The sequence below is a fragment of the Waltera sp. genome, assembly GCF_046969025.1.
Lineage (GTDB): Bacteria > Bacillota > Clostridia > Lachnospirales > Lachnospiraceae > Acetatifactor > Acetatifactor acetigignens.
In genome coordinates, this window is record NZ_JBKVQF010000008.1 from 116,822 (window position 1) to 141,283 (window position 24,462).

Consider the following 24,462-nt stretch of genomic DNA (forward strand, 5'->3'; position numbering starts at 1 on the left):
TTATGGGAAAGGAAGAAAAAAGGGTAGTGCTGGCAGCGCATGAGGAGGCAGAACAACCGGCGGCGGAAGAGAATACGGATTGGCGGAATGCCGGAAGCATCCGGGATTATCTGGATGCCATAGGAGAACAGATCGAGAATCCCCATGCCAGATGCGCAATCCGCAGGGAGATTGGCAATCACATTGAGGAACAGACGGAGGACTACCACCGGGAGGGAATGACACCCCTGGCAGCCGCACAGGAAGCGGTACGCCAGATGGGGGATCCGCTGCAGACCGGCAGGGAATTGAACCGGATCCACAGGCCGAAGTTTCCGACAGTGTTGTTTGGCATCACGGTGATACTGACACTGGTGGGAATTGTCATGCAGGGAATCTTGTTTTCCCATATGGAGACGGTGGGAGCGGAAAATTATCTGCGTAATACGATCCTGTATAACGGAATCGGACTGTTGCTGATTCTCGGACTTCTCTATGGAAACTATATGAAACTGGTACGTTTCAGCTATGGGCTGACGGCGCTTTTTATAGCTGCAGGGCTGGCAGGCAGTATGCTGGGGACACATATGTGGAGTGGCAGTTATCATGACAGATACGAAGCTGTCTATCTGCTGTGGATGTTTCTTCCGGTTCTGTATGCCTTGCTTTTGTATCGCATGCGAACCTTAAGCTGGAAGGTAATCCTGATTCTGGATGCGGTGTATCTGGCAGCGGTGCTGCTGTTATCGCAGGATATTACCTGCTCTGCCGGTATGATGGAAGCTTTCTTGTTATCTATCGTAATTTTGTTCCTTGCCATCAAACGGGGCATTCTGCCGGGAAAAAAGAGATTACTCTATTTGGCGGCGGATGGTTTACCGGATGGGAAAAGGGGAGACCGGTTATATTGCCAGCAATATTCAGCAGGAACAGCATGGCTTTTCATTGTTGGGTGGGGGAAAGATCAGTGAGGCATTACTTTTTACCTCAGATCAAAATAACGGGACATGGTCCCTGTCACAGGAGAGCTGTACAACCTACATTATTCACAGCATTTTCCTGTGGTTTGGTATCATTGTGGGAGTATTGGTGATCGTGGCACTGTTTGCTTTTGCGCTTTATGCACTCCGTGTCGCTCTGCGTCAGAGTAATCGTGCGGCATTGCTGTTGGGCAGTGTGTGCAGTCTGAGCATCATGCTTCGGATCGTCAATGCGGTTCTGGTGAATTTTGGATTTGGCATTTACTACACCATATCCATTCCATTTCTGGCTTATGGGCTGGGGAACTGTCTGGCCAATTCCCTGATGGTGGGAGTGATTTTATGTGTCTTTCGTAACAGCAATGTCATGATGGAAGAGCTGGAAAGAAAAACTGGTATACAAACTGCCGATATAAAAAGAAGAGAAACAAAAACAGAATCGTAAACTTGTATAGGTACAAAGGTGTAATTTAGAATTTCATATTCATAGTGCATAAAAAACCCCCTTCAATAAGAAAGATAGTCCCCTTATCTTTGAAGGGGGCTTTTGCTATACTGTTAACATAAAGTTAAGGGGAACGCAAAAAACAGCTAAAATTAGCCTATTTATTAATGGAAGGGAAGGACGAAGAGAAGGTATGAGTGAAAAAGAAGTCATAGTATCCATGAAGGATATATGCAAAAGCTTCCCGGGAGTAAAAGCACTGGATCATGTACAGTTTGAATTGCGATCCGGAGAAGTCATGGCCCTGTTGGGAGAGAATGGCGCCGGCAAGAGTACGCTGATGAAGATTCTGAGCGGTGTGTATACCAGAGACAGTGGAAGCCTGGAAATCTTTGGCAAGGAGTATGGGGATCTGACACCGAAACAGGCACAGGAAGCCGGAGTTGCTATTATCCATCAGGAACTGAATATGTGTAAGCACCTGTCCGTAGCAGAGAACATGTTCTTAGGCAGGGAGAAGACAAAAGGTATTGTATTGGCAAACGGTGATATGGAAGCGGAAGCCTCCCGGATATTAAATGATCTGAAAATCGATATTGACCCGAAGCAGGTCGTGGGAGAACTGCCGGTATCCAAACAGCAGATGGTCGAAATTGCCAAAGCATTGTCGGTCAATGCGAGAATCCTGATCATGGATGAACCCACATCCGCACTGACAGCAAAGGAAATAGATGATCTGTTCCGCATTATTAAGGATCTGCGATCCAAGGGATGCGGTATTGTATACATATCCCACAGACTGGAAGAGCTTCAGCATATTGTAGACCGTGTGACCATCATGAGAGACGGACAGTATATTACTTCCATGAATTTCAAAGATACCACGATGGACCAGATTATAGCCAATATGGTAGGACGAGAGATCAAGGAACAGTTCCCGAGAGAGTCGTGTAAAAAAGGGGAAAAGATTCTGGAAGTCAAGGGATTAAACGCAGGTCGCATGGTGCGGGATATCAATTTCGCATTGTATGAAGGCGAGATCGTGGGCTTTGCCGGACTGATGGGTGCTGGAAGAACAGAAACGACAAGAGCAATCTTCGGAGTGGATCCAAAGGACAGCGGAGAGATCATTCTGGAAGGGAAAACATTAAAAATTACAAATCCCAATGATGCAATCCGCGCAGGAATCGTACTGGCACCGGAAGACCGGAAAAAGGATGGATTGTGTACCAAATTGAGCATCCGGCACAATATTGCATTACCTAATCTGGATATTCTCTGCAACAAACTGGGAGTAGTCAGCAGCAAGAAGGAAGATCAGATGTGTGACGAGGCAGTAGAAAACCTGAAGATCAAAACACCGAACGTGGACATCAATGCCGGTAACTTATCTGGTGGTAATCAGCAAAAGGTAGTCGTAGGAAAATGGCTGGCACGGAATTCAAAAGTCGTTATCTTCGATGAACCCACCAGAGGAATCGACGTGGCAGCAAAGGTTGAAATCTATAACCTCATGAACGAACTGAAAAAACAGGGAATTGCCGTAATGTTCGTATCTTCGGAGATGCCGGAAGTCATGGGAATAGCCGATCGTATCATTGTAATGTGTGATGGAAGGATTACTGGGGAATTGGATGCCAGAAACACAACGCAGAATGAGATCCTGACCCTGGCAACCCAGTTCGAGAAGAAGATCGCAGCTAACGCTTAAATTATAACCATAAGAAAGGTGAAAATATCATTATGAAAAAGCAAAGTCCGTTGAAAAGAATTTTTGCGATCAGAGGAATGGGAGGAGCCCTTACCGCTTTTGCCGGTCTGATCATCATCTATATCGCTTTTGGTATTATAAATCCGGCCGTATTTTCCGGTCAGAATGTAATGAACCTGTTACGATCCATGTCAAAGTATCTGATCATTGGTATTGGTCAGAGTTATGTGCTGATCACCGGTAATATCGATCTGTCCATTGGATCTGTGGTAGGTATGAGTGCCATGATCGCAGCAACACTGATGACCATGGGTGTGAACCCTGTAGTAGCTATCCTGATTACTTTTGTATGTTGCATGATCATCGGGGTACTGAATGGTATTCTGGTAGGTAAGTGGAAACTGCCTCCCTTCATTGCTACTCTGGGAACCATGTTTGTAGCAAGAGGTGTTGCTTACATGGTAAACGGCAACCGTAATACGGATGCCATCGCATCCGGTGTCGGCAAAGATGCCGGAGAGACTTTCCAGAATGTTTTCTACTATGGTAAAACATTGGGCGTTTACAATACTTTCTGGATTGCAATTATTATCTTTATCGTATTCTTCTTTCTGCTGTCCAAAACACGTACCGGCAGACATATTTATGCCATCGGTTCCAATGTGGATGCAGCAAAGCTGTCCGGCGTCAGCGTAGTAAAGACCACCACCAAGACCTATCTGGTCAGTGCATTCTGTTCTTTTGTGGTAGGATTGATCCTCTGCGGTCAGGCCGGAATGGGTAACATGGAAGCCGGTAACATGTACGAGATGTATGCGGTAGCCGCAGGCGTTATCGGTGGTATTTCTCCTTTGGGAGGAACCGGATTGCTGTTGGGAACTCTGGCAGGTGCTTCCGTATGGCAGACACTGGAGAATGGCCTGAATATGATTGGCGCCCAGGTAGGTATCCAGAGACTGGTTATCGGTATCATCGTAGTGTTTGCAGTACTTCTGGATGTTGTTGTAAGGAATGGTGTATTTAAGAAGAAACCGGCTAAGAATTAGACATCAATTAAGATGCTAAGATAAATCAATGAACACTTTTAAGGAGGGTTTACAAAATGAAAAAGGTATTATCAGTAGCTTGTGCATTATGCATGACAACAGCAATGCTGACCGGATGTGGCAGCAGCAACAACGCAGGAACCGCAGCCACCGGTGAGGCACAGAACAGTGCGGCAGCATCCACCACCACAGAGCAGGCTTCAACTGCAACAGACGCAGGAACCACTCTGATCGCTCTGATCACCATGGATTCTCTGGATCAGCACTGGGTAACTCTGAATGAGGGCGCACAGAAGGCAGCAGCAGAGCTGGGTGTAACAGTTCAGTTTATGGCTCCCAATACCAAGGATGATGCTCAGCAGATCGAGTGTGTAAACAACGCAGTCAGTGCAGGTGCACAGGCTATCATCGTAGCAGCAAACGGTCCCGATGCGATTTCTTCCGCACTGAGAGAGGCATCAGATGCAGGCGTTAAGCTGATTTACGTAGATTCCCCTGCGAACGTATCCGCAGAAGCTACTTTCTCTACCGACAACAATGCTGCAGGTAAGACAGCAGGTGAAGAGATGAAGAAAGCATTGGCAGATGCAGGTGTCACCAGTGGTTCCATTGGTATCATCAATGTAAATGCAGCAACCGATTCCTGCGTTATGAGAGAAGAAGGTTTCCGTTCTGCATTTGAAGGAACTGATTTCGAACTTCTGGAGACTCAGTACGGCGAAGGCGATGCAGCAAAATCCCAAAGTATTGCAGAGAACTATATTACCCAGGGCGTTGTAGGTATCTTCGGATGTAACGAAGGTTCCACCACCGGCGCCGGTAACGCCATCAAGGCTTCCGGTAAGGATAACGTAATCGGTGTAGGCTTTGATAAGTCTGATGCTATCCTGGGTCTGATCGATGACGGATATCTGCTGTGTACCATGGCTCAGAATCCCGATGTTATGGGTTATGAAGGTGTAAAAGCAGCTGTAAAAGCCATCAATGGTGAAAGTCTCGGTGGTGCTGTAACCGATACAGGAGTATCTGTTCTGACCAAACAGCAGTAAGCAAAATCTTTTCTCTTCCATAAATATAAAAATTCAACAGGAATATCCGGAAATATGGGATATTCCTGTTGAATTGCATTTAAACGAGTGCTAAAATAAATCTATATTTATGGAAAAAAAGGCTAATAATGAGGATAAAATTATGTGGAAGGTAATGATCGTAGATGACGAGAAGCTGATCTGCAAGCTTGTCCAGGCATTGGTCGAGTGGGACAAACTGGGAATGCAGATGGCGGCACAGGCAGAAAATGCCATACAGGCACTGGATATGCTGCAGCAATATAGACCGGACATTCTGATCACGGATATTCGCATGCCGGGAATGGACGGGCTGGAGCTGATAAAAAATGCAAAAAAGATATGTCCGGAACTGGAAATCATCATTATCAGTGGATATGCACATTTCGAGTATGCACGAAATGCGCTTTCCCTTGGTGTGGGAAATTACCTTTTAAAACCTATTAAACAGGACGAATTGAACGAAACACTGCGAAAAATTGGTGAGCGGCTGGATGCAAAGAAATCTGCCCAGGGTATGGAAATGGCTGAGCGGAGAGTCAGTGAGAGCGATGTAAATCGCCTCAGATATGCGTTGCTGAAGGATCTTGTAGAAGATGCCTATAATCCAACCGCAGTGCAGCTGCAGGAGAACTATTATTTTAAGGCGGAAGCTGATTGTTATCAGGCCATAGTGGTGAAAGCAGGATATGATCCGGAACAAATGAGTAAGGCAGCACAGACTGTGATCTGTGAAAAAACGAAAGAGTTGTTCTATCATTGCCTGTCAAAAAACTGTAATGACTGCCTTTTTGATTATGTGAAAGATTCCGGGTATGGTATTCTTAATTTTATAAAAGAAGATACGGATAAAATAAGAACTTTGCTTTTGGAATTTTTGCGACAACTGGAAGCGAACCGTTCCATGTTGGGACCGGTAAGATTTTCACTTGCCATTGGCGGTGTGACAGTGGATGCGGAACAATTGACCGCATCCATAAGAAAAGCAGAGCTTGCGATTCGGGAGAGGATCGTGGAAGGCTGGGGAAGACTTCTGGAAGAAGTACCTCCGGCATCCGGATTACCAATGCAGGATATTCTGGATCGATATTGTAAAGAAATGGAACATGCCATAGAAGTTCTGGATCCGGCAGAAGCCAGCAAGTGCGGAGAAGAACTGAAAAATGCGGTGATGAGTGTACCGGATGTCAGAGGACGGGAAATTCAGGAAACGGTGCTGTCAGCAGGAAGATTTTTTATTGTGCGTGTAAGAGCTACATCTCCCACTATATTTGAAGAAAAGTGTATGCATTGTGGCTCTGCGGAAGAATTGTTTCATGAACTGTCAACGCTGCAGGAAGAACTGATGACAGAAGCTCTGGAAGCCAGACAGGGGGAGACTTCCCGGCCGATCCGCCAGGCAAAGCAGTATGTTCACAAACATTATGCGGAAAATATTACATTGGAAGAAGTATGTGACCATGTGGGTTTCAGTGTAGCATATTTTAGTGCCCTATTTAAGAAGGAAACAGGAGAAGGGTTTGCCAAATATCTGATGCGGGTAAGAATGGATGAGGCTAAAACGCTGTTGAGAGAAACAGGATTGTCTGTGACCGAGATCTGTGAGCGGGTAGGATATAATGACAGAAAGCATTTTACCCAGACTTTTCATAAGATTGCCGGCGTAAATCCGGCAGAGTACCGGAAGCTGTACGGTTGAGAGGAGAGCGTATGAAGCAGGGAAAAATGCATTATCTGAACTTTCGGACATTGTGTGCGTGGAGTTTTATGGTGTTGTTTCTGGCTGCGCTCTTGGGATATCTTATCTATGAAAAAATCAGGGGGAATGGGGCAGGCTGGTTCCCGGTGATCTTTGGAGGGTGCCTGTTGGTGCTTGGTATCTGCTATGCTGTAGTGGAGATATGGCTGCCTTACCGGCGTATCGAGAAGCGGATAGAATTATTTCTGGACGGTTATACCACCAGCAATCTGGTGGGAGAAGATGGGATCCACATTTCTCCGGAGCTGGAGAGTCTGGTCAGCAAAATGCAGTATCTGATGCAGTCACAGGAGATGCTGAACCTGAATAAGAGACAGGCACAGTATCTGGCATTACAAAATCAGATCAATCCCCACTTTTTATATAATACATTGGAGAGCATCCGTAGTGAGGCACTGATTGCAGGACTGGTAAGTGTCGCAGATATGACAGAGGCATTGGCCACTTTTTTCCGCTATACCATCAGCAAAGTAGAAAATCTGGTGTCAGTGGAAGAAGAATTGCAGAACTGTATGACTTATTTTAAAATTCAGCAGTATCGTTTCGGCGACAGACTGCAGCTTTCCGTTGAATGTGATCCCGAGGAAAAAGCAGCGATTTACAGCTGTCGTATCCCCAAACTGACCTTGCAGCCGATCCTGGAAAATAGTATCATTCATGGGACAGAGTGCAAACTGGGAACGGGACATATCCGGATCCTACTGGAAATGACGGAAAGTTGTCTGCTTCTGTGTATCTCGGATGACGGCAACGGCATGGAAGAACGCAAAGTAGCGGATATCAATGAAAGATTGCAAAAAAGCGGAGGTATTCTCGCAACGGGAGAATCCGAGACAAAAGGCGGGATCGCACTGGTAAATGTCAATAACCGTATCCATTTACTATTTGGAGAAGAATATGGAATTCATGTGTATTCTATGCCGGAGATTGGCACGGATGTGAAGATAAGAATTCCTGTAATCTACAGTGATCGTAATCTGATTCATATGGAAGAAAGGCAGGAAAACTACTGTTGATCAGGGAAGTGCTGCGCATGGAGAAGGTGACCTACAAGGAACAGGGAAGAATTCTCCTGGATAATTTTAATATAACGGTACGAAAGGGAGAGGTATTCGGTCTGATCCCGGTCAATCGTTATGGAATGGATGCTTTTCTCAAACTGTTGCAACAAAATATGCCGCTTCACTACGGATATGTATATTATCGTGAGCAATTGGTCAATCAGTGGCAGAGGTCGCATAACCGGACGAACAGGATCAGTATCATCCGCAACAAAAGCAGTCTGGCGGAGGATCTAACCGTGGTAGACAATATTTTTGTCCTGCGGAGAGGATTTCATAAGTATCTGATTCATCCGGGAATGTTGGAACGACTGCTGCAGCCTTTTCTGGATGAAATCGGGATCAATATCCCGGCGGGGGCTTATGTCAGCGAACTGACAATATTTCAAAAGTTTGTGACAGAAGTTTTGAAAGCGGTGGTGGCAGGAAGTCAGCTGATCGTATTGGAAAATGTCAGTACTTTTATTAGCGAGAGCGAACTGGAGGAATTGCACAGGATCATACGACTGTACGCAGAAAGAGGAATTTCTTTCATTTACATCACGGCTCATTTTGAAGAAGCAACCTATCTGTGTGATCGTATGGCATTAATGGTAAACGGGCAGATCATCAAAACGTTTCAGAGAGGTGATCCGATTCCTGATACATTTCCGCTACAGAGTGTGGAGGAATATGACAGGTGGGTGAGATCTCAACATAGACGACAGGAAGCAGATACAGACAGACAGACCGTATTGATCATGGATAAGATACAATATGGTAATCTGAAAGATATTACGATTCGGGTCGGGCAGGGAGAATGCGTTGTATTGCAGGATCTGGATAATCGTTGCATTGCTGATTTTGTGGAGCTGTTTCAAGGAGAGATTCCAGAGAAAGGAAGCTTTTATCTGACGAAAGGGACACAAAAAAGTGAGAAAAACAGAGATATTGCGGTAATCCAGGAGCTACCCACAGAGACTATGCTGTTTCCTCATATGAGTTATTTTGATAACCTATGTTTTACCATGGATCATCGAATCCGGGGTGTGTGGAATCAGTCTGGAATCCGGAGAAGTATCCAGGAGGAACAAAAAGATCTGTTGGGGGAGGACGTATTTGACACTCCGGTGTGGAACCTGACCAGGCAGCAGAAGTATGATCTGGTATATACGAGAATTCTGATGCAGCATCCGCAGGTCGTGTTGTGCGTACAGCCGTTTAAAAATGCGGAAGTGTCCGTGCGCAGTCATATCTGGGAGCTGATGGAACGGTTTTTGAAAAAAAATATTGCAGTGGTGATCCTGGCGGTGAATCTTGCCGATTCTCTGGCTCTGGCTGACCGTCTGATCCGGATACGGAATGGACAGATTCAGGAAATCTATGATCAAAAGGATTTCTCCAGATTGCCAGAGCATACACCCTGGCTGCATTTATATCAGAAAACCTATGGGAATAGATCGGAAGATAAAAAATAAAAAGAAAGAAGGAATCACTATGAAATTGGGAGCATTAGAAGCGGGCGGAACAAAAATGGTCTGTGCCATCGGAGATGAAACAGGAAAGATCTATGAGCAGGTATCTATAGCTACAACGACGCCGGAAGAGAGCATTCCGAAATTGATCGCATATTTTCAGGACAAGCAGATAGACGCATTGGGAATTGCAAGTTTTGGACCGGTGGAACTGGATCCAGCATCGGAAAAATATGGATATATTACTACCACATCTAAACTTGCATGGACAAACTTTGATTTTTTGGGAAGCATGAAAGCAGCGTTAAAATGTCCTATGGGATTTGATACCGATGTAAATGGTTCAGTACTGGGTGAGGTTACTTTCGGGCAGGCAAAAGGGAAACATTGCGTCATGTATTTGACCGTGGGAACCGGAATCGGAGCAGGCGTGTATATTGACGGGAAGCTGCTGCACGGTATGCTTCATCCTGAGGCAGGACATATCCTCATCACAAAACGGGATACAGACCATTATGAAGGAAAATGCCCCTATCACAAGGATCATTGTCTGGAAGGAATGGCGGCTGGTCCTGCCATAGAAGCCAGATGGGGCAAAAAAGCAGTGGAACTGGCAGATTGTCCGGAAGTATGGGATCTGGAGGCAGACTACCTTGCGCAGGCATTGACAAATTATGTGATGGTACTTTCTCCGGAAATGATCATTCTCGGAGGCGGTGTCATGCATCAGGAGCAACTATTCCCATTAATACGCAAAAAGCTGATTACCTATATCAATGGCTATGTGATAACAGAAGAACTGGAGGATCCGGAGCATTATGTAGTACCTGCGTCACTGCATGATGATCAGGGCATCATGGGATGCCTGGAACTGGCGAGAAGAGCATTGGAGGGATAATCTATGCCTTTATGGAACAAAAGAGCGGTAAGCAGCGGACAAACAGAAGAATCATATAAGGAACAGCTACAATCCTTGAAACAGACTGTCAATAATCTGGGATTGGTATCCGAACAATTTGAAGGTGCGGCAGAGGGGCTGACAGAGTCCTCCGATAAGGTGGGACATGGCGTACAGGTGCTTGCGGAAGGTGCCTCAAGGCAGGAAAGAGATGTATTGCAATGCCGGAAAATAGCCGAGGAATTCACAGCGAAGATCACGGATATGGATCAGGAGACTGCAACTATGCAGACACAGGTTCAGCAGATGCAGCAACAGAGTGATCTTGGCAGACAAAGAGTGGAACATCTGGGGAAAACACAGGAAAAACTCAAAGGTTCCATGGATACGATCACAGAAGAGATTCGTACGCTTCTGGATAAAAATGCAAAGATTGAATCTGTCACAAGTGTTCTCTATAGTATTGCCAAGCAGACGAATCTGCTGTCTTTAAATGCATCCATCGAGGCTGCCAGAGCCGGGGAAGCCGGAAGAGGATTTGCTCATGTGGCATATGAAGTACGAAAATTGTCGGAGGAATGTCATAAGGCAAGTCAGAGTATCAATGCATCCATTCAGGAGATTATAGGTTCGTTAACAAAACTGAAAGAGATCATGGAGGAATCCGATGCAGCTTTTGAAGCACAGAAAACCGCGGTAGGGGATACAATTTCTTCCTTTGAAAATATAAATCACAGTGTGAAAGAACTGGCAGAAGCGCAGTTTTTTTTCACAGAACGTATGGATGAAGTCAATGGGAAGAAGGAAGAGCTACTGGAAGTCATGGAATCTATTGCAACAATCTCCAGTCAGGCATCGGCATCCTCGGAAAACGTGGCGGGAATTACTGCAGAACAGAAGCAGAATGCCAGCCTTATGGGGCATGTATCCGAACGATTGAACAGCGAATTAAATCAGCTGAATGAAATCCTGGCTAATATACCGGTGGATTATGCACCGGTACAGCGCAGGAAAATTGCCATGGTATGGGATCTGGATGATCCTTTCTGGTATCCGGCGACGAAACAGGCCTATCGCACTGCCAAAATTCTGAATTTTGATATTACGGTATTTGCACCTAAGGGAAGAGGAGAAGCAGGAACTCTGGAAATGGTGCATTTTCTGAAAAAGGTGTTGGAGGAGCGTTATGATGGAATCTGTATCTCACCCATTGCGGATCTCAGAGTGGAAAAATTGCTGCAGAAGATGGCAGAGAAGGGTGTGGAGGTGATTTTCATCCTGTCTGCATTTGATAGTGTTCCCTATCGCACACTCATCGGAACTGACAGTTATCAGTGCGGACGGAGTACCGGAGAGGCTGTGAGAGAAGCCTTGGGAGCCGACGGTGCCGTTGGCATTATCAAGTGGAAGGATAACCTCATTGAGACTGTAGAGGACAGATACCACGGTGTTGTAGATGTTCTGAAAGAAAACAGAATTCCTTATTATGATATGACCGGTCCGGGAGAACCTACTGCTGAAGAAGCAACAAAATTAACTGACCGGCTTCTTACGGAGCATCCGGATATCTCTGTACTGTGCGCTACAAATGTAGGATGGGGATTGGCTTTTGCCAGATATCTTAAGTCCAAAGGGAAGAAGGTAAAACTGGTAACAGTGGACTTCACGGATGAAGTTGGAGAATTCATGAAGGCCGGCTATGTAGATGCTGCAATTGCGCAGCGTCCGGAGAGCTGGGGATCCATGACACTGGAAAAAATAGAGGCAGTATTTGAAGGACAGAGTATACCCAAAACCATTGACACCGGAACCTATCCGGTAACACCGGCCAATATCAGAATTTATGTGAAGGACTGATCCCGTTTCTTGCGGTATTGCAGCGGCGACATCCGAAAAGAAGCGTGAAAGCTACGGATAAAATGACTTACATTAGAAAAGCCGGACTGCAGGGCAACCTCTGTAACCGGCAGAGAGGTACTCTCTAACAGATGGCAGGCATGGGTCAGTCTCAGATGCATCAGGTATTGCGTCAGAGTCAGATGAAAGTGCTGTTTAAAATAGCGGGACAAATATTTTTCGGATAAATGAAATTGTTCTGCCAGGGTTTCCAACCGAAGGGGTTCCGTGTAGTTATACTGCAGATAAGTCAGTATCTCACGCTGCATCGGATCGTTCCTTTTGGAGCCCATCGGGTTAATGGTTCCACAGGAAGCAATTTTTTGTATAAGTGACAACAATAAAATACGTAATCGGAAAAGCCCACTCAATGTATTTGGAAGCTGTCTGACAGACAGGATCTCACGGATGAGAGAAATGATGTCAGGACAGCTTTTTTCGTGGGAAAGATTATGATGCAAAAGCAATTCATGGTTACGCAGGGGAAGGAAAAACTCCGTTTCCAACAGATCGTCCGTCTGAAAGGAAATAAATTCCAGTGGAAACAACAGGGTATGATAGTCTACGCCCGGAATTGCGGAACCCATAAAATGAAGCTCACCGGGATTCACAAAGAATACGGAGCCGCCGGCCGCTTCGTATTCTTCCCCTTCAATGATGACATTAAAAGAGCCGGAGCGGACATATATGATCTCGACCTCCGGATGCCAGTGGACAGGAATCTGAAAAAAAGCAGGCATATCATGCAGGTGATAACAGCTAAAAGGAAATTCTTTTGTTCCGTGAATGCGTTCTTCTCTTAATTCAGGGTACATAGGCAGGCCTTTCTGTGAAGTGGATCAGAGGATATTATGGTCAGATTACTATAAAAGTAGAAATAAGTCAATTTTCTGTGGTAAAAATGCAAGTTTTAGGAAAGATAAAGTAGTAATATGTAAAAATTGAAGAGACTATTCGGAATAGTATTCTGAATAGTTGTAAAATGAAAATGCAAATTTTTAGGAACCGCAGAAAGGATATAAAACCTACGATGGAAGGACAGAATAAGTCATTATTTCAATTATTTGTACCACTGTGTCTGGAGACGATCTTTTACATGTTGTCCGGAATGGTGGATACCTTAATGCTTTCTTCTGTGGGAGATCAGGCAGTCGGAGCAGTCGGAACAGCAAATACTTATATCGGTGTATTTATTATTATGTATTCGGTAGTTTCTATGGGAATGCTGGCTGTGATGACACAGAATATCGGTGCGGGCAGACCGGGGATCGCCTGTCAGGCAAAGACTTTGGGATTATGGTTTAATGGGATCCTGGGTGTTGTGATGTCTGTGTTTTTGTTTTTCTGTTCCGATGGGATTCTGTATGTGGTAGGTATTGCACCGGCATTGAAGGAGCCTGCTGTACAATATCTGCGGATCGTAGGAGGCGGAAGCATATTGAACGCAATGATTCCCATACTGGCAGGATATCTGCGTGCGTTTGGATATACGAAACAGCCTCTGATCGCAACTGTGACAGGTAATATTTTGAACTTTATATTAAATGCCGTGTTTCTGTTTCGATTCCACCTCGGCGTGCAGGGGGTTGCATCCGCAACAGTGATCTCCAAAGTAGTGAATCTGATATTGATAGTGATCTTTGTACGGCGGCTGATCCCTGCAAAAAAATATTCGGAGAGGGTAAATTCCGGAGAGATTTTGCGGAAGATCATCCGGATCGGATTACCTTCCGCTTTGGAGAATACTATTTATAATATAGCGATGACACTGGTGATCCGTTTTCTGAACCAGATGGATACGGAGGGAATCAATGTGGCAGCCCGTTCCTATACGGCACAGATCACAAATTTATCCTTCTGTGTGGGAAGTGCGCTTGCACAGGCGAATGCCATTATGACCGGATGGTATATGGGTGCGGGAAAATATGAAATATGTGATAAGCAGACTAAAAAATCTGCGGCGATCGGAGCGGTACTGGCGATGGGAACAGAATTTCTGTTTGCAGTCAGTGCCCCGGTCCTGATCTCTTTTTTCACGCAGGATAAGAGTATGGTAGAACTAGTGCAGAAGCTGATGTTTATTGACATTGCTCTGGAAGCCGGACGAGTCACAAATCTGGTATACGGGAATGCTCTGAAAACCAGTGGAGATGCTGTATTTCCGGTGATCCTCGGGGCTGTTTTCATGTTTTTGTGTGCAGCGGGAGGAACGTATCTGTTGGGGATACAGCTGCATCTGGCAGTAGTGGGTGCTTATATCGGTCTGACAGCAGATGAATGCAGCCGTGCGGTCGGCATGATGTTGCGCTGGCGGAGCGGAGCATGGAAGAAAAAAGGATTGATCGAAGATTGATCGAAGTGCAATAATAAGACGGTATACCGGCTGGCTTTTGCCCGGATGGGCATTCTCTTGCTTTTCGTAGCTTATCATAGCATAGCGCATTTTTTATAATTAAAATATTGACAATATAAAAAAATGTGTTATAGTTCTAAATGCAAATGCAACTCATTTGCATTTAGAACAAATATATGATTAAGTATTCATTTGATAAAGAAAGTATGGAAAGGTAAGAGTCATGTCGGAAGTTATTTTAGATACTTTAATAGATAGTATAAAGCTGGTGCCATTTTTGTTCCTGACCTATCTGGCTATGGAATATCTGGAGCATAAGGCTGGCGAGAAGACCACACATATGGTGCGAAAAGCAGGCAAAATGGGACCGTTGATCGGTGGCGTGGCAGGTGTGCTGCCTCAGTGTGGATTCTCAGCAGCGGCATCCAACTTATATGCAGGCAGGGTGATCACCCTGGGAACACTGATAGCCATTTATCTGTCCACTTCTGATGAGATGCTGCCGATCCTGATTTCGGAGAAAATGGATATCCGCTTTGTTCTGGGCGTGCTGGGAGCGAAAGCGGCCATTGGTGCGGTAGCCGGATTTGTGATCGATCTGTTGATCCGGGAGAGGAAGATGCATCCTCATGACCATGTTCACGGGCATGAGGAAAATGATCATGAAGAGGAAGAGCACATTCATGAAATCTGTGAGCATGAGAACTGCCATTGTGAAAAGGATGGAATTTTTCTATCTGCGGTAAAGCATACGCTTCACATTACCTTTTTCATTATAGTCATTGGATTTGTTCTGAACACAGCACTGCATTTTGTGGGAGAAGATGTTCTGGCCGGACTGATCCTGAACCGTCCCGTACTGGGACCTGTGCTGGCAGGAGTGGTGGGACTGATTCCCAACTGTGCAGCATCTGTGACCATAACGCAATTGTATATCAGTGGTGTGATCAGCCTTGGAGCCATGATGTCCGGATTGCTGGTGGGCGCGGGAGTAGGACTGTTGGTGTTGTTCCGCGTGAATCCGGATAAAAAGGAAAATCTGAAAATCGTGGGAATTTTATATGTGATTGGCGTTTTAGCAGGAATTGTGATAAACTGGCTGTAGGCACAAGCAGTGCCAAAATTGAGAGCTGACTCTTTGACTGCTTGCAGGCATAAGAGGCAGATCCAATTTTGATAGGGCGACGCCCGTCCAGTGAGGGAACGCAGGGCGTTACCGAGCTGAGCAGCACTGCGGATGCCCCGGATCGCGATATTAAAGGACAGATATCTATGGAAGAACATAAATGTGAACACAATGATATTTCCTACCCTAAGGGATTGAAATGGACCAAACAGAGAAAATGCGTGTATCAGGTGCTGGAGGAAGCGACCGAGCCTCTCAGCGCCGTGCAGATTTACAATCGTATTGAGAAAGAACACGAAGGCAGCGATTATGCTGTATCCACGATCTACCGGATCCTGGCAACATTTGAAGAACATGGAATGGTAGAGAAGACAACGTTCATGGGAGACGGTACCGTAGTATACGAATTGAACCGCGGGGAACATACCCATTATGCGGTCTGCCTGGAATGTCATAAGCGGATTCCGCTGCCCAGCTGCCCTTTTGCACATGTGCATTTAGAGCAGGATACCGGAGATTTCACTGTCACCGGACACAAATTAGAGCTGTACGGCTACTGCAAAAAGTGTCAGGAAGCCCGCAAAAATCACTAATTTCACCTATTATATAAAAAAATCGAAAAAAATATTTAATTTTTTTTGAAAAAGTACTTGCATTATTTAAAATCATGTGGTAACATATGTCTTGTCGTTGCGGGAGACATAACAACGACACAGAAAATGCACCGCTAGCTCAGTTGGTAGAGCACCTGACTCTTAATCAGGGTGTCCAGGGTTCGAGCCCCTGGCGGTGCACTCGAGAGAATCGTTTTTGGAGACATAGGAGCTCCGGGGACGGTTCTTTTTTTTGGTTTTAATTTTGCTGGACAAACTACTTTACAAAGCTGGGAACACATGTTATATTGAAATTAGCCAAAGAGAGACTAATGTCTAACTTCAAGACGCAGAAAACCCTGGGATGCTACCCCGGGGCTTTTTGTTGCCAGGCTGACTGTTGCTATTCATCACCGTCCAGCCATTTGCATATGTAGTAGCCGACTACACTTGCCACAACAGAGAGTATAAAGTTAAAGAGTTCTACCAAAATGTCACCCCTTCCACAGTCTGGTTGGAAATGGGAAACGACATGGATGAAGGACACTACAGAAAAATTGTTAATAGTTCTGTATATGAAGTATTCACGATATTTGAAATTGATGAGTGAGGGGAATACTATGAATGATGCAATAGCAATGATGTTTTCAATTTTAATTGTCATGTTCGGGTACCTGGTATTTAAGATCCGGACAGATCAGTCCCAATCAACGACCGCCAGCACCAGAAAACGGAGCAAGAAGAGAGGGACAGGAAAGCCGGTTATCAAAAATAACTGGAATATGCGACCACTGGACACAAAAGATCCTGCAGACAAAGATCTGCGGTATGAGGATTTTGTAGAATCATCTTGGAAAGAAATAGAAAAATAATTGTCTGACAAACTACTTTACAAAGCCTGGAACCCGTGCTATATTGAACTTAGATAAGAAAGTAATAATTGTTCCAAGGCGCAGAAAACCCCGGGGTGCGATCCCGGGGCTTTTTGTTGCTAGGCTGACTGTTGCTAAGCTTCTCCGTCCAGCCATTTGCATATGTAGTAGGCAACTACACTTGCTATAACGGAGAGAAAGAAAGTAATAATAATATCCAAAGCGCCACCTCCTTCCTGCTGGAAAGAGTCAACAGCATGCCTATTATATCACACGGTTCTCGTAGCGTAAACCGTCAAAAAACGACTTAAAATACCCCTTAGATACCATTTCTCTTTATCAGGGTGTCTGGGGTTCGAGCTCCTGGCGATGCACTTTAAAGGATCGTTTTTGGAGACATAGGAGCTCCGGGGACGGTTCTTTTTTTGCATAGATACCCTGATTAAGGAGATTTCACATGACTGCGATATTTGATACGCATGCGCATTATGACGATGACGCATTTAACGATGACAGAGAACAGCTTCTGGCGGCGTTGCCGGGGCAGGGCATTGCCCGGGTGGTGGATGTGGGTGCGAGCCTGGCATCCTGCCGGAAAGTGTTAGAGCTGATGGAGCAGTACGATTATATATACGGAGCCATCGGCGTACATCCCAGCGAGACCGCGGAACTGACGGAAGAATCTTATTCCTGGCTGAAGGAACAGTGCCAGAAAGAGAAATGCCTGGCAGTGGGAGAGATCGGACTGGATTATTACTGGCCGGAGCCGGACCATGAGACACAGAAGAAGTGGTTCCTGCGGCAGCTGGATCTGGCGCGAGAGATCCGAAAGCCCGTTATCATTCATTCCCGGGATGCGGCGAAGGATACTGTGGATCTCATGACGGAGGCGCGCGCGGAGGAGATCGGCGGTGTAATTCACTGTTATTCCTATACGAAGGAGACGGCGAAGATTTTCCTGGATATGGGATTCTACTTCGGAATCGGCGGCGTGCTGACTTTTAAAAATGCAAAGAAGCTGAAGGAAGCGGTAGAGTACATTCCCATGGATCGCATTGTATTGGAGACGGATTGCCCGTATCTGGCACCGGAACCGAACCGCGGCAAACGCAACAGCTCTCTGAACATTCCCTATGTGATCGCTGCCATGGCGCAGATCAAGAGAATCACAGAGGAAGAAGTGCGCAAGGCGGCATGGGACAATTCCCTGAAATTGTATCGCATGGATAAATAACCGGGTAAAAAGCAATGGAAGCAATAAAAGAAATGGAAGAAAGCAAGACAAAACAGCAACTATTTTCAAAAGAAGATCTGAAAAAACTAATCGTTCCGCTCTTATTTGAACAGGCGCTGGCTATTACCGTGGGTATGGCGGATACGGTCATGATCTCTTCGGCGGGCGAAGCGGCGGTCTCCGGCGTATCCCTGATCGACATGTTTAATAATCTGATCATCAGTGTGCTGGCGGCACTGGCTACCGGCGGAGCCGTGGTGACCTCCCAGTTCCTCGGAGCCGGGAAAAAAGAGGACGCCTGCAAATCTGCAAAACAGTTGATCGTGTCCTCCGTATGCATTACCATCGGTATTTCGATTTTGGTCATGGTGTTCTGTAATGGCATCATTTCCCTATTTTTCGGTAAAATTGAAGCGGACGTATTTCATAATGCTGTGATCTATATGATGATCTCTGCACTGTCCTTCCCGTTCCTTGCCCTGTACAATTCCTGTGCAGCGCTGTTCCGCTCCATGGGAAATTCCAAGATCACATTGAAGGTCTCCGTGGTGGAAAATATCATTAACATCGGCGGTAATGCTTTGGGCGTCTATGTACTGGGACTGGGCGTGGCCGGTGTGGCGATTCCTTCCCTGATCTCCCGTGCAGTGGCAGGATTCATCCTGTATCATTTGCTGAAAAACCCGTCCAACGAAGTGCATTTATTAAAAGAAAGATTCCACATCGACTGGCCGGTGATCCATAAGATTTTTTACATAGGTATCCCCAGCGGGATTGAAAACGGTATTTTCCAGCTGGGACGCGTTATCGTGGTGAGCATTATCGCTGGCTTCGGAACCGTGCAGATCGCTGCCAACGGTGTGGCGAACAGTCTGGACAGTATGGGCTGTATCGTGGGTCAGGCCATGAATCTGGCCATGATCACGGTGATCGGGCGCTGCGTCGGTGCCGGTGATTCCGGACAGGTACGGCACTATACGAAAAAATTATTGAAGATCACGTATGTTTGTACGTTTGTGGTAAACAGTATCATTCTGCTGTGTCTACCCTGGATCCTGAAATGCTACGGATTAAGCACGGAGACCACGCAGTTGTCCTACATTCTGGTCATGATCCACAATGGCATGGCAATGTTTTTGTGGCCAGCATCTTTTGTACTGCCGAACATGCTTCGTGCCTGCAATGACGTGCGCTTTACCATGGTGCTGTCCATATTCTCTATGTTCATGTTCCGTATCGGATTCAGCTATATCATCGGTGTGAACATGGGTTACGGAGCCATCGGTGTCTGGATTGCCATGGTACTGGACTGGATCTTCCGCGTGATCTGCTTCGTGAGCAGATATTTGTCCGGACATTGGTTGAAGACAGCCGGATTGTCAGAGAGATAGCGCACCGGTTGTCCTTGTATAGGAAGTCTGTTATAATACCGATAACAGATAGAGATCTGTACAATATCAGAGGAGAGGTACGTATCCTCCGACAAAAGGAATCGTCTGCGGAATGGAGGTTAATATGCAGGTAGTATTGGAAAATGAAGCTTTAAAAGTAACCATCAACAGCTTTGGCGCAGAGCTTGCAAGCATTCAGGGGAAAGCAACAGATACCGAGTATCTGTGGAATGCGGATGCAAAATTTTGGAAGAGAACTGCCCCGGTACTGTTTCCCTTTGTAGGAAGTCTGAAAAATAAGGAATATCACTACGAAGGAAAGATCTATTCCATGGGTCAGCATGGCTTTGCCAGAGATATGGAGTTTGCCGTGGATGTACAGACCGCGACGGAAGCATGGTTTTCCCTGAGATCTAATGAAGAGACCAAAGCGAAGTATCCGTTCGAGTTCATTTTAAAAGTAGGTTATGAATTGGAAGGAAAAGACCTGAAGGTCATCTGGCAGGTCGAGAATCCGGATACGAAAACACTGTACTTTTCCATCGGCGGACACCCGGCATTTATGTGTCCTGTGGATGGAAAAGGAAAGCAGTCGGAATATTATTTCAAGTTTGATACGGACAAAGATCTGACTTACGGATTGGTGGCAGATGACGGACAAGGACTCATGGGACAGCAAAAGGATGTACTGCCGGTGAAAAGCGGTTATGCGCAGATCACAGAGCACTTATTTGACCGGGATGCTCTGATCGTGGAGGATCGTCAGGCTTCCGCAGTGAGCCTGTGTACTCCGGACAAAAAGCCTTACCTTACCGTAAGCTTTGACGCTCCGTTATTCGGGCTGTGGTCTCCCGCAGGCAAGGGAGCACCGTTTATCTGCATCGAGCCCTGGTACGGCAGATGCGACCGGACGACCTTCGACGGCAGCCTGGAACAGCGGGAGTATGGCAATACTCTGCAGGCGGGCGGGGTATTCCGCAGGGAGTACACCATCACCGTAGAATAAATCCAGAAACAGCAGCGATATGTTAGGTATCGCTGCTGTTTTTAAGTGGCTCATCTTATGAATTATTCTTGTTCTTGTAATGGAAATTCGGAATATGCTCCCATCTGTCCCGGAAATAATGGGCGATCAGTTTCGGACGGCGGTCTCGGGTAAAGATGCCTTTCCGGTTGCCGTCTGCGCGCATACAGCCCTGCAGGGTGGCATAATCGGCGAAATTCCATGCCTGTTCCCCGATAAAGAAGTCTCTTCCGTCGAAGGTTTTGCTATACATTTTGTAAAGCGCTACCTGGAATTCTTCACTCCACATTTCCGGCGCACAGTTATGGAGCCCGGCGAGAGTATCAGCACCGTATTCCGTCATCATCACAGGTTTGCCGATTTTTTCCCAGAAATCCAGCTCCATATTCCATGCATAGGAGGCAGCTTCCAGATCACCGGACAGATTGTACCATCCGTAATATCGGTTCAGGCAGACCACATCCATGGTCCGGGTCACGATGTCCTTCTCGTAATTATTCTGACAGCAGACAAAGGTGACGGGACGGTTCTGAGGATCCAGACTGTGGGTAAATTCATAGAGGGAATGCCAGTAATCATAGGCGGATTCCGGGAAATGCTCGGTATCCGGCTCATTTCCCATGGACCACATGACGATGCAGGGATGATTTTTGTCTCGCACGATCAGATCCCGCAGGACCTGCTCGTGATGCTCTCTTATGGGAAATGTCTTATAAGGATCACAGCTCTCTCCGGCACCGATGCCCACGGCGGGCGTCTCGTCAATAATAACGATACCTTCTCTGTCACAGAGCCGGTAGATCTCCTCCGCGTAAGGGTAATGGCTGGTGCGGAAGGAGTTGGCATGGATCCAGTGTAGAAGATTAATATCCTTTACATCGAGGCAGAGATCCAGTCCTCTTCCGCGGAAAAATGAATCCTCATGCTTGCTGAAGCCCTTGAAATAAAAAGGCTCCCCGTTGATCAGAAACTGCGTTCCCTTCACCTCTACGGTACGGAAACCGAATTCTTCCGTATAGCAGTCCTCTCCGTAATGAACTTCCGCCTTGTACAGGTAAGGAGTGCCGGGATAAGGCTGCCAGAGATGGACCTGCGGGATCCGAAGCTCTCCCTTTCGGCCGGTGGCTTCTGCTTTGCAGTTGCTTTCTGCGTCTATGATTTTTAAAGTGACAGGAGCGTCACTATCCATCCCATCCGTGAGAATTTCGTAATTTAAGACGCCGGTGTCACCTTCGATAGACGGGACCAGAGTAATGTCTCTGATGTAGGACGCCGGAGTGCTGTAGATGCGCACCGGTCGGTTGATGCCAGCAAAATTAAAGAAATCAAAATTCGGCAGATTCTGTTTCTTTCTCCATATTTTTGCGGCTTCCACACTGGGAATGCCGGGATTGTCAGAGCCGAAGAAGGCAATATTACCTTCGTTGCCGATGGGCAGAGTGCTGTGGCTGATCCGGTTGTCCACAGCGACACAGATGGTAAGGTGGCCATCCTCCGGAACCAGATCCGTGATCTCAACTTCAAAAGGGAGAAAACCACCCTTATGTGTCATAATCAGTTTCCCATTGATATAAACTTTTGCAACATGGGTCACGGCGTCAAAACGCAGTACCTGACGCTGTCCGTTGCTTCCGCACAAAAGTGCCGGGAGCTCCACGGTTCGTTCGTAATAAGCCCAGCCGTAATGATTCCGGTAAGCCGGATCATCCTTCTGGTCATTGTAAGAGGCCGGAACGCAGATCATTTCCATCGCCTGGGGTTCGATCCAGGTATCTCCCGGTTCCTTCTCATCTCCTAATTGAAATTGCCATACTCCTCTCAGATCGATCAAGCTGCGGGAACGGTTCATGATCGGATATAACATGGTAGTCCTCCTTTTGCCTTGTGGACTGTAATTGCGCTTATTATAGGGCAGGACAAAAGGAAAATCCATGTGATTATTTTTAGGAAGTATGTAAATTTTTATGAATCTGGCAAGTCAGTAATTAATGGTGGGTATTCCTGTTTTTTTTGCAAGGGCGCAAATAGCGCCCCAGCGCCTGGATTTAAAGTAGAAGAGCATGGCAATCATGCCGGTAATAAAGCTGGCGGAAACACTGACCATGGCATATTCGCCATAGCCGGCATACATGATGAGATAAGCGGCAGGGATTCGGACAACCCATAATAGCAGAATATTTACGATGGTGGGATAGCGAATCTCTCCGATACCATTGATAAAGCACATAATGCCATTGAACACGGCGTAGGCCCAGGTGAATGGCAGAACAAGATAAGTATATCGCTGTGCAAAAGCCAACACGGCCGGATCACGGCTGAACAACATCAGCAGAGGATGGCAAAAAGCAGTCACAAGTAATCCGCCTGCAAGGGTGACGATGCCGGAACAGAGCGGTATCTGCCATGCACCGCAGCATAAACGACGGTAGTTCCGGGCACCAAGGTTCTGCCCGGCAAACACAGTAGCCGCAGAAGAATAGGAAGTAATGGCAATATTGGCAATGCCGCTGACTTTACCGGCAACGGAGCATCCGGCTACGAAGGTGGATCCCAGTGTGTTATAAAGAGCCTGAAGCAGCACATGACCGACAGAATAAAGTGCGGTATTCAGTCCGAGCGGCAAGCCGATCTTTAACATTTCATGAAGAATAAGAAGGTCAAAACCATGCGCAAAAACCGGAAAATTCATGGCAGGATAAGTATGACGGATGTAGAAGATGCTGAACATCCAGGACAGAAACAGTGAGGCAGCAGTTGCGATGGCAACACCGGTGACGCCCATTCCCAAACCGGCAGTCAGTACAAGATCCAGAACAATATTGGTAACGCAGGAAATGCCAAGAAATAACAGCGAGGAAGTACTGTTTCCCAGACCTCGTAAAATACCTGCGTTAAAGTTATATCCCATATTGCCGAGAATGCCTAACGTTGTGATACGCAAATACACAATGGCGTAGGGCATGGCATCGGCAGGCACCTGCATCAGCCTGAGAAGGAACGGTCCGGCAGCTACGCCTAACAACGTAAGCGGCAGACTGGCAGCGTACAGAAAAAACACTGCGGTTTGTGCAAGCTTACGCAGTTGATCGGCATCGGAGGCACCTGCCGCTTGTGAAATCAGGATGGATATTCCGGAACCAATGCCAAGAAAGATACACAAAAGAATCTCCAGTGGCTGGGAACTTGTGGCCACAGCGGCCAAAGCGGATGCATCACAGAAATTACCGATAACCAAAGTATCAACGGTTCCGTATAACTGTTGTAAGATATTTCCGATGCAGATCGGCAATGCAAACTGTGCTGCGCGGCCTAAAATAGAACCTTGTGTCATATCGATTTTACTCATATTCATTGACAATTACCCGCTTTGTAAAAATGGTAAATATTTAAATTGTAGAATGTAAAAATTCATCAGCTTATACTGGCTTGGTTCAGAGTCTATGCCAAAACTGTGTCCAGGGTTTTATGTTGAGAAAGCTTTCGATGCTGCCGGTTATATTCTCTATTGTAATATAATCATGATGCCAGGGTCAAAAGGTCTAAGCCCACATGAGCTTGCTCATAGGTGGGTGA

20 protein-coding genes and 1 tRNA gene are annotated in these 24,462 nt (G+C 46.2%); 18 read left to right on the forward strand and 3 right to left on the reverse strand.

Annotated features, from left to right (window positions below):
- The first annotated feature begins 2 nt into the window (after window positions 1–2).
- The 10 genes from ACLTOH_RS06240 (at window position 3) to ACLTOH_RS06285 (ending at window position 12,257) form a co-directional block, all read left to right on the forward strand.
- Window positions 3–950, forward strand: a complete 948-nt coding sequence (locus ACLTOH_RS06240) for a permease prefix domain 1-containing protein (RefSeq protein WP_227733286.1) — start codon at window positions 3–5, stop codon at window positions 948–950.
- Complete coding sequence (locus ACLTOH_RS06245; protein ID WP_227063769.1) at window positions 862–1,404, forward strand: hypothetical protein; 543 nt, start codon at window positions 862–864, stop codon at window positions 1,402–1,404. The genes ACLTOH_RS06240 and ACLTOH_RS06245 overlap by 89 nt, the downstream gene beginning before the upstream one ends.
- Window positions 1,405–1,597: 193 nt before the next feature.
- Window positions 1,598–3,115, forward strand: coding sequence for a sugar ABC transporter ATP-binding protein (locus ACLTOH_RS06250; RefSeq protein ID WP_227063771.1), 1,518 nt, complete (start codon window positions 1,598–1,600; stop codon window positions 3,113–3,115).
- A 32-nt stretch (window positions 3,116–3,147) separates the two neighbouring features.
- Window positions 3,148–4,161, forward strand: coding sequence for an ABC transporter permease (locus ACLTOH_RS06255; protein ID WP_227063772.1), 1,014 nt, complete (start codon window positions 3,148–3,150; stop codon window positions 4,159–4,161).
- 56 nt (window positions 4,162–4,217) lie between these two features.
- Entirely contained in the window at window positions 4,218–5,210 is a 993-nt protein-coding gene (locus ACLTOH_RS06260) for an ABC transporter substrate-binding protein (RefSeq protein ID WP_330672186.1), read from the forward strand.
- A gap of 142 nt (window positions 5,211–5,352) precedes the next feature.
- Complete coding sequence (locus ACLTOH_RS06265; protein WP_227063775.1) at window positions 5,353–6,927, forward strand: response regulator transcription factor; 1,575 nt, start codon at window positions 5,353–5,355, stop codon at window positions 6,925–6,927.
- Window positions 6,928–6,938: 11 nt separating this feature from the next.
- Window positions 6,939–8,003 carry a sensor histidine kinase gene (locus ACLTOH_RS06270; protein WP_227063777.1) on the forward strand — a complete coding sequence of 355 codons (1,065 nt, stop codon included), beginning with the start codon at window positions 6,939–6,941 and terminating at the stop codon, window positions 8,001–8,003.
- Complete coding sequence (locus ACLTOH_RS06275; RefSeq protein ID WP_227733287.1) at window positions 8,000–9,505, forward strand: sugar ABC transporter ATP-binding protein; 1,506 nt, start codon at window positions 8,000–8,002, stop codon at window positions 9,503–9,505. Before ACLTOH_RS06270 ends, ACLTOH_RS06275 begins: the two co-directional genes overlap by 4 nt.
- A gap of 19 nt (window positions 9,506–9,524) precedes the next feature.
- Window positions 9,525–10,400 carry an ROK family protein gene (locus ACLTOH_RS06280; protein ID WP_412223645.1) on the forward strand — a complete coding sequence of 292 codons (876 nt, stop codon included), beginning with the start codon at window positions 9,525–9,527 and terminating at the stop codon, window positions 10,398–10,400.
- Window positions 10,401–10,403: 3 nt separating this feature from the next.
- Window positions 10,404–12,257, forward strand: a complete 1,854-nt coding sequence (locus tag ACLTOH_RS06285) for a substrate-binding domain-containing protein (protein ID WP_262594092.1) — start codon at window positions 10,404–10,406, stop codon at window positions 12,255–12,257.
- Here the strand turns inward: ACLTOH_RS06285 and ACLTOH_RS06290 are convergent.
- Window positions 12,242–13,111 carry an AraC family transcriptional regulator gene (locus tag ACLTOH_RS06290; protein WP_262594091.1) on the reverse strand — a complete coding sequence of 290 codons (870 nt, stop codon included), beginning with the start codon at window positions 13,109–13,111 and terminating at the stop codon, window positions 12,242–12,244. The genes ACLTOH_RS06285 and ACLTOH_RS06290 overlap by 16 nt on opposite strands.
- 215 nt (window positions 13,112–13,326) lie before the next feature.
- On the opposite strand from ACLTOH_RS06290, the gene ACLTOH_RS06295 reads away from it, so the two are divergent.
- The 8 genes from ACLTOH_RS06295 to ACLTOH_RS06330 all read left to right on the forward strand — a co-directional run bounded on the left by ACLTOH_RS06295 (window position 13,327) and on the right by ACLTOH_RS06330 (window position 20,871).
- Window positions 13,327–14,649, forward strand: coding sequence for an MATE family efflux transporter (locus ACLTOH_RS06295; protein WP_412223646.1), 1,323 nt, complete (start codon window positions 13,327–13,329; stop codon window positions 14,647–14,649).
- 223 nt (window positions 14,650–14,872) lie between these two features.
- Complete coding sequence (locus ACLTOH_RS06300) at window positions 14,873–15,754, forward strand: putative manganese transporter (RefSeq protein WP_412223648.1); 882 nt, start codon at window positions 14,873–14,875, stop codon at window positions 15,752–15,754.
- Window positions 15,755–15,822: 68 nt separating this feature from the next.
- Window positions 15,823–16,368 (forward strand): Fur family transcriptional regulator, encoded by a 546-nt coding sequence (locus tag ACLTOH_RS06305; protein ID WP_118539022.1) that lies wholly within the window; start codon window positions 15,823–15,825, stop codon window positions 16,366–16,368.
- Between the two features lie 128 nt (window positions 16,369–16,496).
- Window positions 16,497–16,569 (forward strand) — tRNA-Lys (locus ACLTOH_RS06310).
- A gap of 419 nt (window positions 16,570–16,988) precedes the next feature.
- On the forward strand, window positions 16,989–17,240 hold the full coding sequence (locus ACLTOH_RS06315) for a hypothetical protein (RefSeq protein ID WP_182430247.1): 252 nt from the start codon (window positions 16,989–16,991) through the stop codon (window positions 17,238–17,240).
- A gap of 457 nt (window positions 17,241–17,697) precedes the next feature.
- Window positions 17,698–18,474, forward strand: coding sequence for a TatD family hydrolase (locus tag ACLTOH_RS06320; RefSeq protein WP_337417140.1), 777 nt, complete (start codon window positions 17,698–17,700; stop codon window positions 18,472–18,474).
- A 14-nt stretch (window positions 18,475–18,488) separates the two neighbouring features.
- Window positions 18,489–19,865 carry an MATE family efflux transporter gene (locus ACLTOH_RS06325; protein WP_412223650.1) on the forward strand — a complete coding sequence of 459 codons (1,377 nt, stop codon included), beginning with the start codon at window positions 18,489–18,491 and terminating at the stop codon, window positions 19,863–19,865.
- Window positions 19,866–19,989: 124 nt separating this feature from the next.
- On the forward strand, window positions 19,990–20,871 hold the full coding sequence (locus ACLTOH_RS06330; protein WP_118501654.1) for an aldose 1-epimerase family protein: 882 nt from the start codon (window positions 19,990–19,992) through the stop codon (window positions 20,869–20,871).
- Between the two features lie 55 nt (window positions 20,872–20,926).
- On the opposite strand, the gene uidA is transcribed toward ACLTOH_RS06330, so the two are convergent.
- Window positions 20,927–22,753 carry a beta-glucuronidase gene (gene uidA / locus ACLTOH_RS06335; protein WP_412223651.1) on the reverse strand — a complete coding sequence of 609 codons (1,827 nt, stop codon included), beginning with the start codon at window positions 22,751–22,753 and terminating at the stop codon, window positions 20,927–20,929.
- 114 nt (window positions 22,754–22,867) lie between these two features.
- A complete protein-coding gene (locus ACLTOH_RS06340; RefSeq protein ID WP_412223653.1) occupies window positions 22,868–24,241 on the reverse strand; it encodes an MATE family efflux transporter in 1,374 nt (457 codons plus the stop codon).
- Window positions 24,242–24,462: the final 221 nt, after the last annotated feature.

Excerpts from the sequence above, each read along its gene's own strand:
- ACLTOH_RS06250 (WP_227063771.1), top strand. The coding sequence starts at position 1,598 with ATGAGTGAAAAAGAAGTCATAGTATCCATGAAGGATATATGCAAAAGC.
- ACLTOH_RS06325 (WP_412223650.1), top strand. The coding sequence starts at position 18,489 with ATGGAAGCAATAAAAGAAATGGAAGAAAGCAAGACAAAACAGCAACTA.
- ACLTOH_RS06280 (WP_412223645.1), top strand. The coding sequence starts at position 9,525 with ATGAAATTGGGAGCATTAGAAGCGGGCGGAACAAAAATGGTCTGTGCC.
- ACLTOH_RS06320 (WP_337417140.1), top strand. The coding sequence starts at position 17,698 with ATGACTGCGATATTTGATACGCATGCGCATTATGACGATGACGCATTT.
- ACLTOH_RS06240 (WP_227733286.1), top strand. The coding sequence starts at position 3 with ATGGGAAAGGAAGAAAAAAGGGTAGTGCTGGCAGCGCATGAGGAGGCA.
- ACLTOH_RS06265 (WP_227063775.1), top strand. The coding sequence starts at position 5,353 with ATGTGGAAGGTAATGATCGTAGATGACGAGAAGCTGATCTGCAAGCTT.
- ACLTOH_RS06300 (WP_412223648.1), top strand. The coding sequence starts at position 14,873 with ATGTCGGAAGTTATTTTAGATACTTTAATAGATAGTATAAAGCTGGTG.
- ACLTOH_RS06285 (WP_262594092.1), top strand. The coding sequence starts at position 10,404 with ATGCCTTTATGGAACAAAAGAGCGGTAAGCAGCGGACAAACAGAAGAA.
- ACLTOH_RS06255 (WP_227063772.1), top strand. The coding sequence starts at position 3,148 with ATGAAAAAGCAAAGTCCGTTGAAAAGAATTTTTGCGATCAGAGGAATG.
- uidA (WP_412223651.1), bottom strand. The coding sequence starts at position 22,753 with ATGTTATATCCGATCATGAACCGTTCCCGCAGCTTGATCGATCTGAGA.
- ACLTOH_RS06330 (WP_118501654.1), top strand. The coding sequence starts at position 19,990 with ATGCAGGTAGTATTGGAAAATGAAGCTTTAAAAGTAACCATCAACAGC.
- ACLTOH_RS06315 (WP_182430247.1), top strand. The coding sequence starts at position 16,989 with ATGAATGATGCAATAGCAATGATGTTTTCAATTTTAATTGTCATGTTC.
- ACLTOH_RS06260 (WP_330672186.1), top strand. The coding sequence starts at position 4,218 with ATGAAAAAGGTATTATCAGTAGCTTGTGCATTATGCATGACAACAGCA.
- ACLTOH_RS06245 (WP_227063769.1), top strand. The coding sequence starts at position 862 with ATGGGAAAAGGGGAGACCGGTTATATTGCCAGCAATATTCAGCAGGAA.
- ACLTOH_RS06270 (WP_227063777.1), top strand. The coding sequence starts at position 6,939 with ATGAAGCAGGGAAAAATGCATTATCTGAACTTTCGGACATTGTGTGCG.
- ACLTOH_RS06340 (WP_412223653.1), bottom strand. The coding sequence starts at position 24,241 with ATGAATATGAGTAAAATCGATATGACACAAGGTTCTATTTTAGGCCGC.
- ACLTOH_RS06290 (WP_262594091.1), bottom strand. The coding sequence starts at position 13,111 with ATGTACCCTGAATTAAGAGAAGAACGCATTCACGGAACAAAAGAATTT.
- ACLTOH_RS06295 (WP_412223646.1), top strand. The coding sequence starts at position 13,327 with ATGGAAGGACAGAATAAGTCATTATTTCAATTATTTGTACCACTGTGT.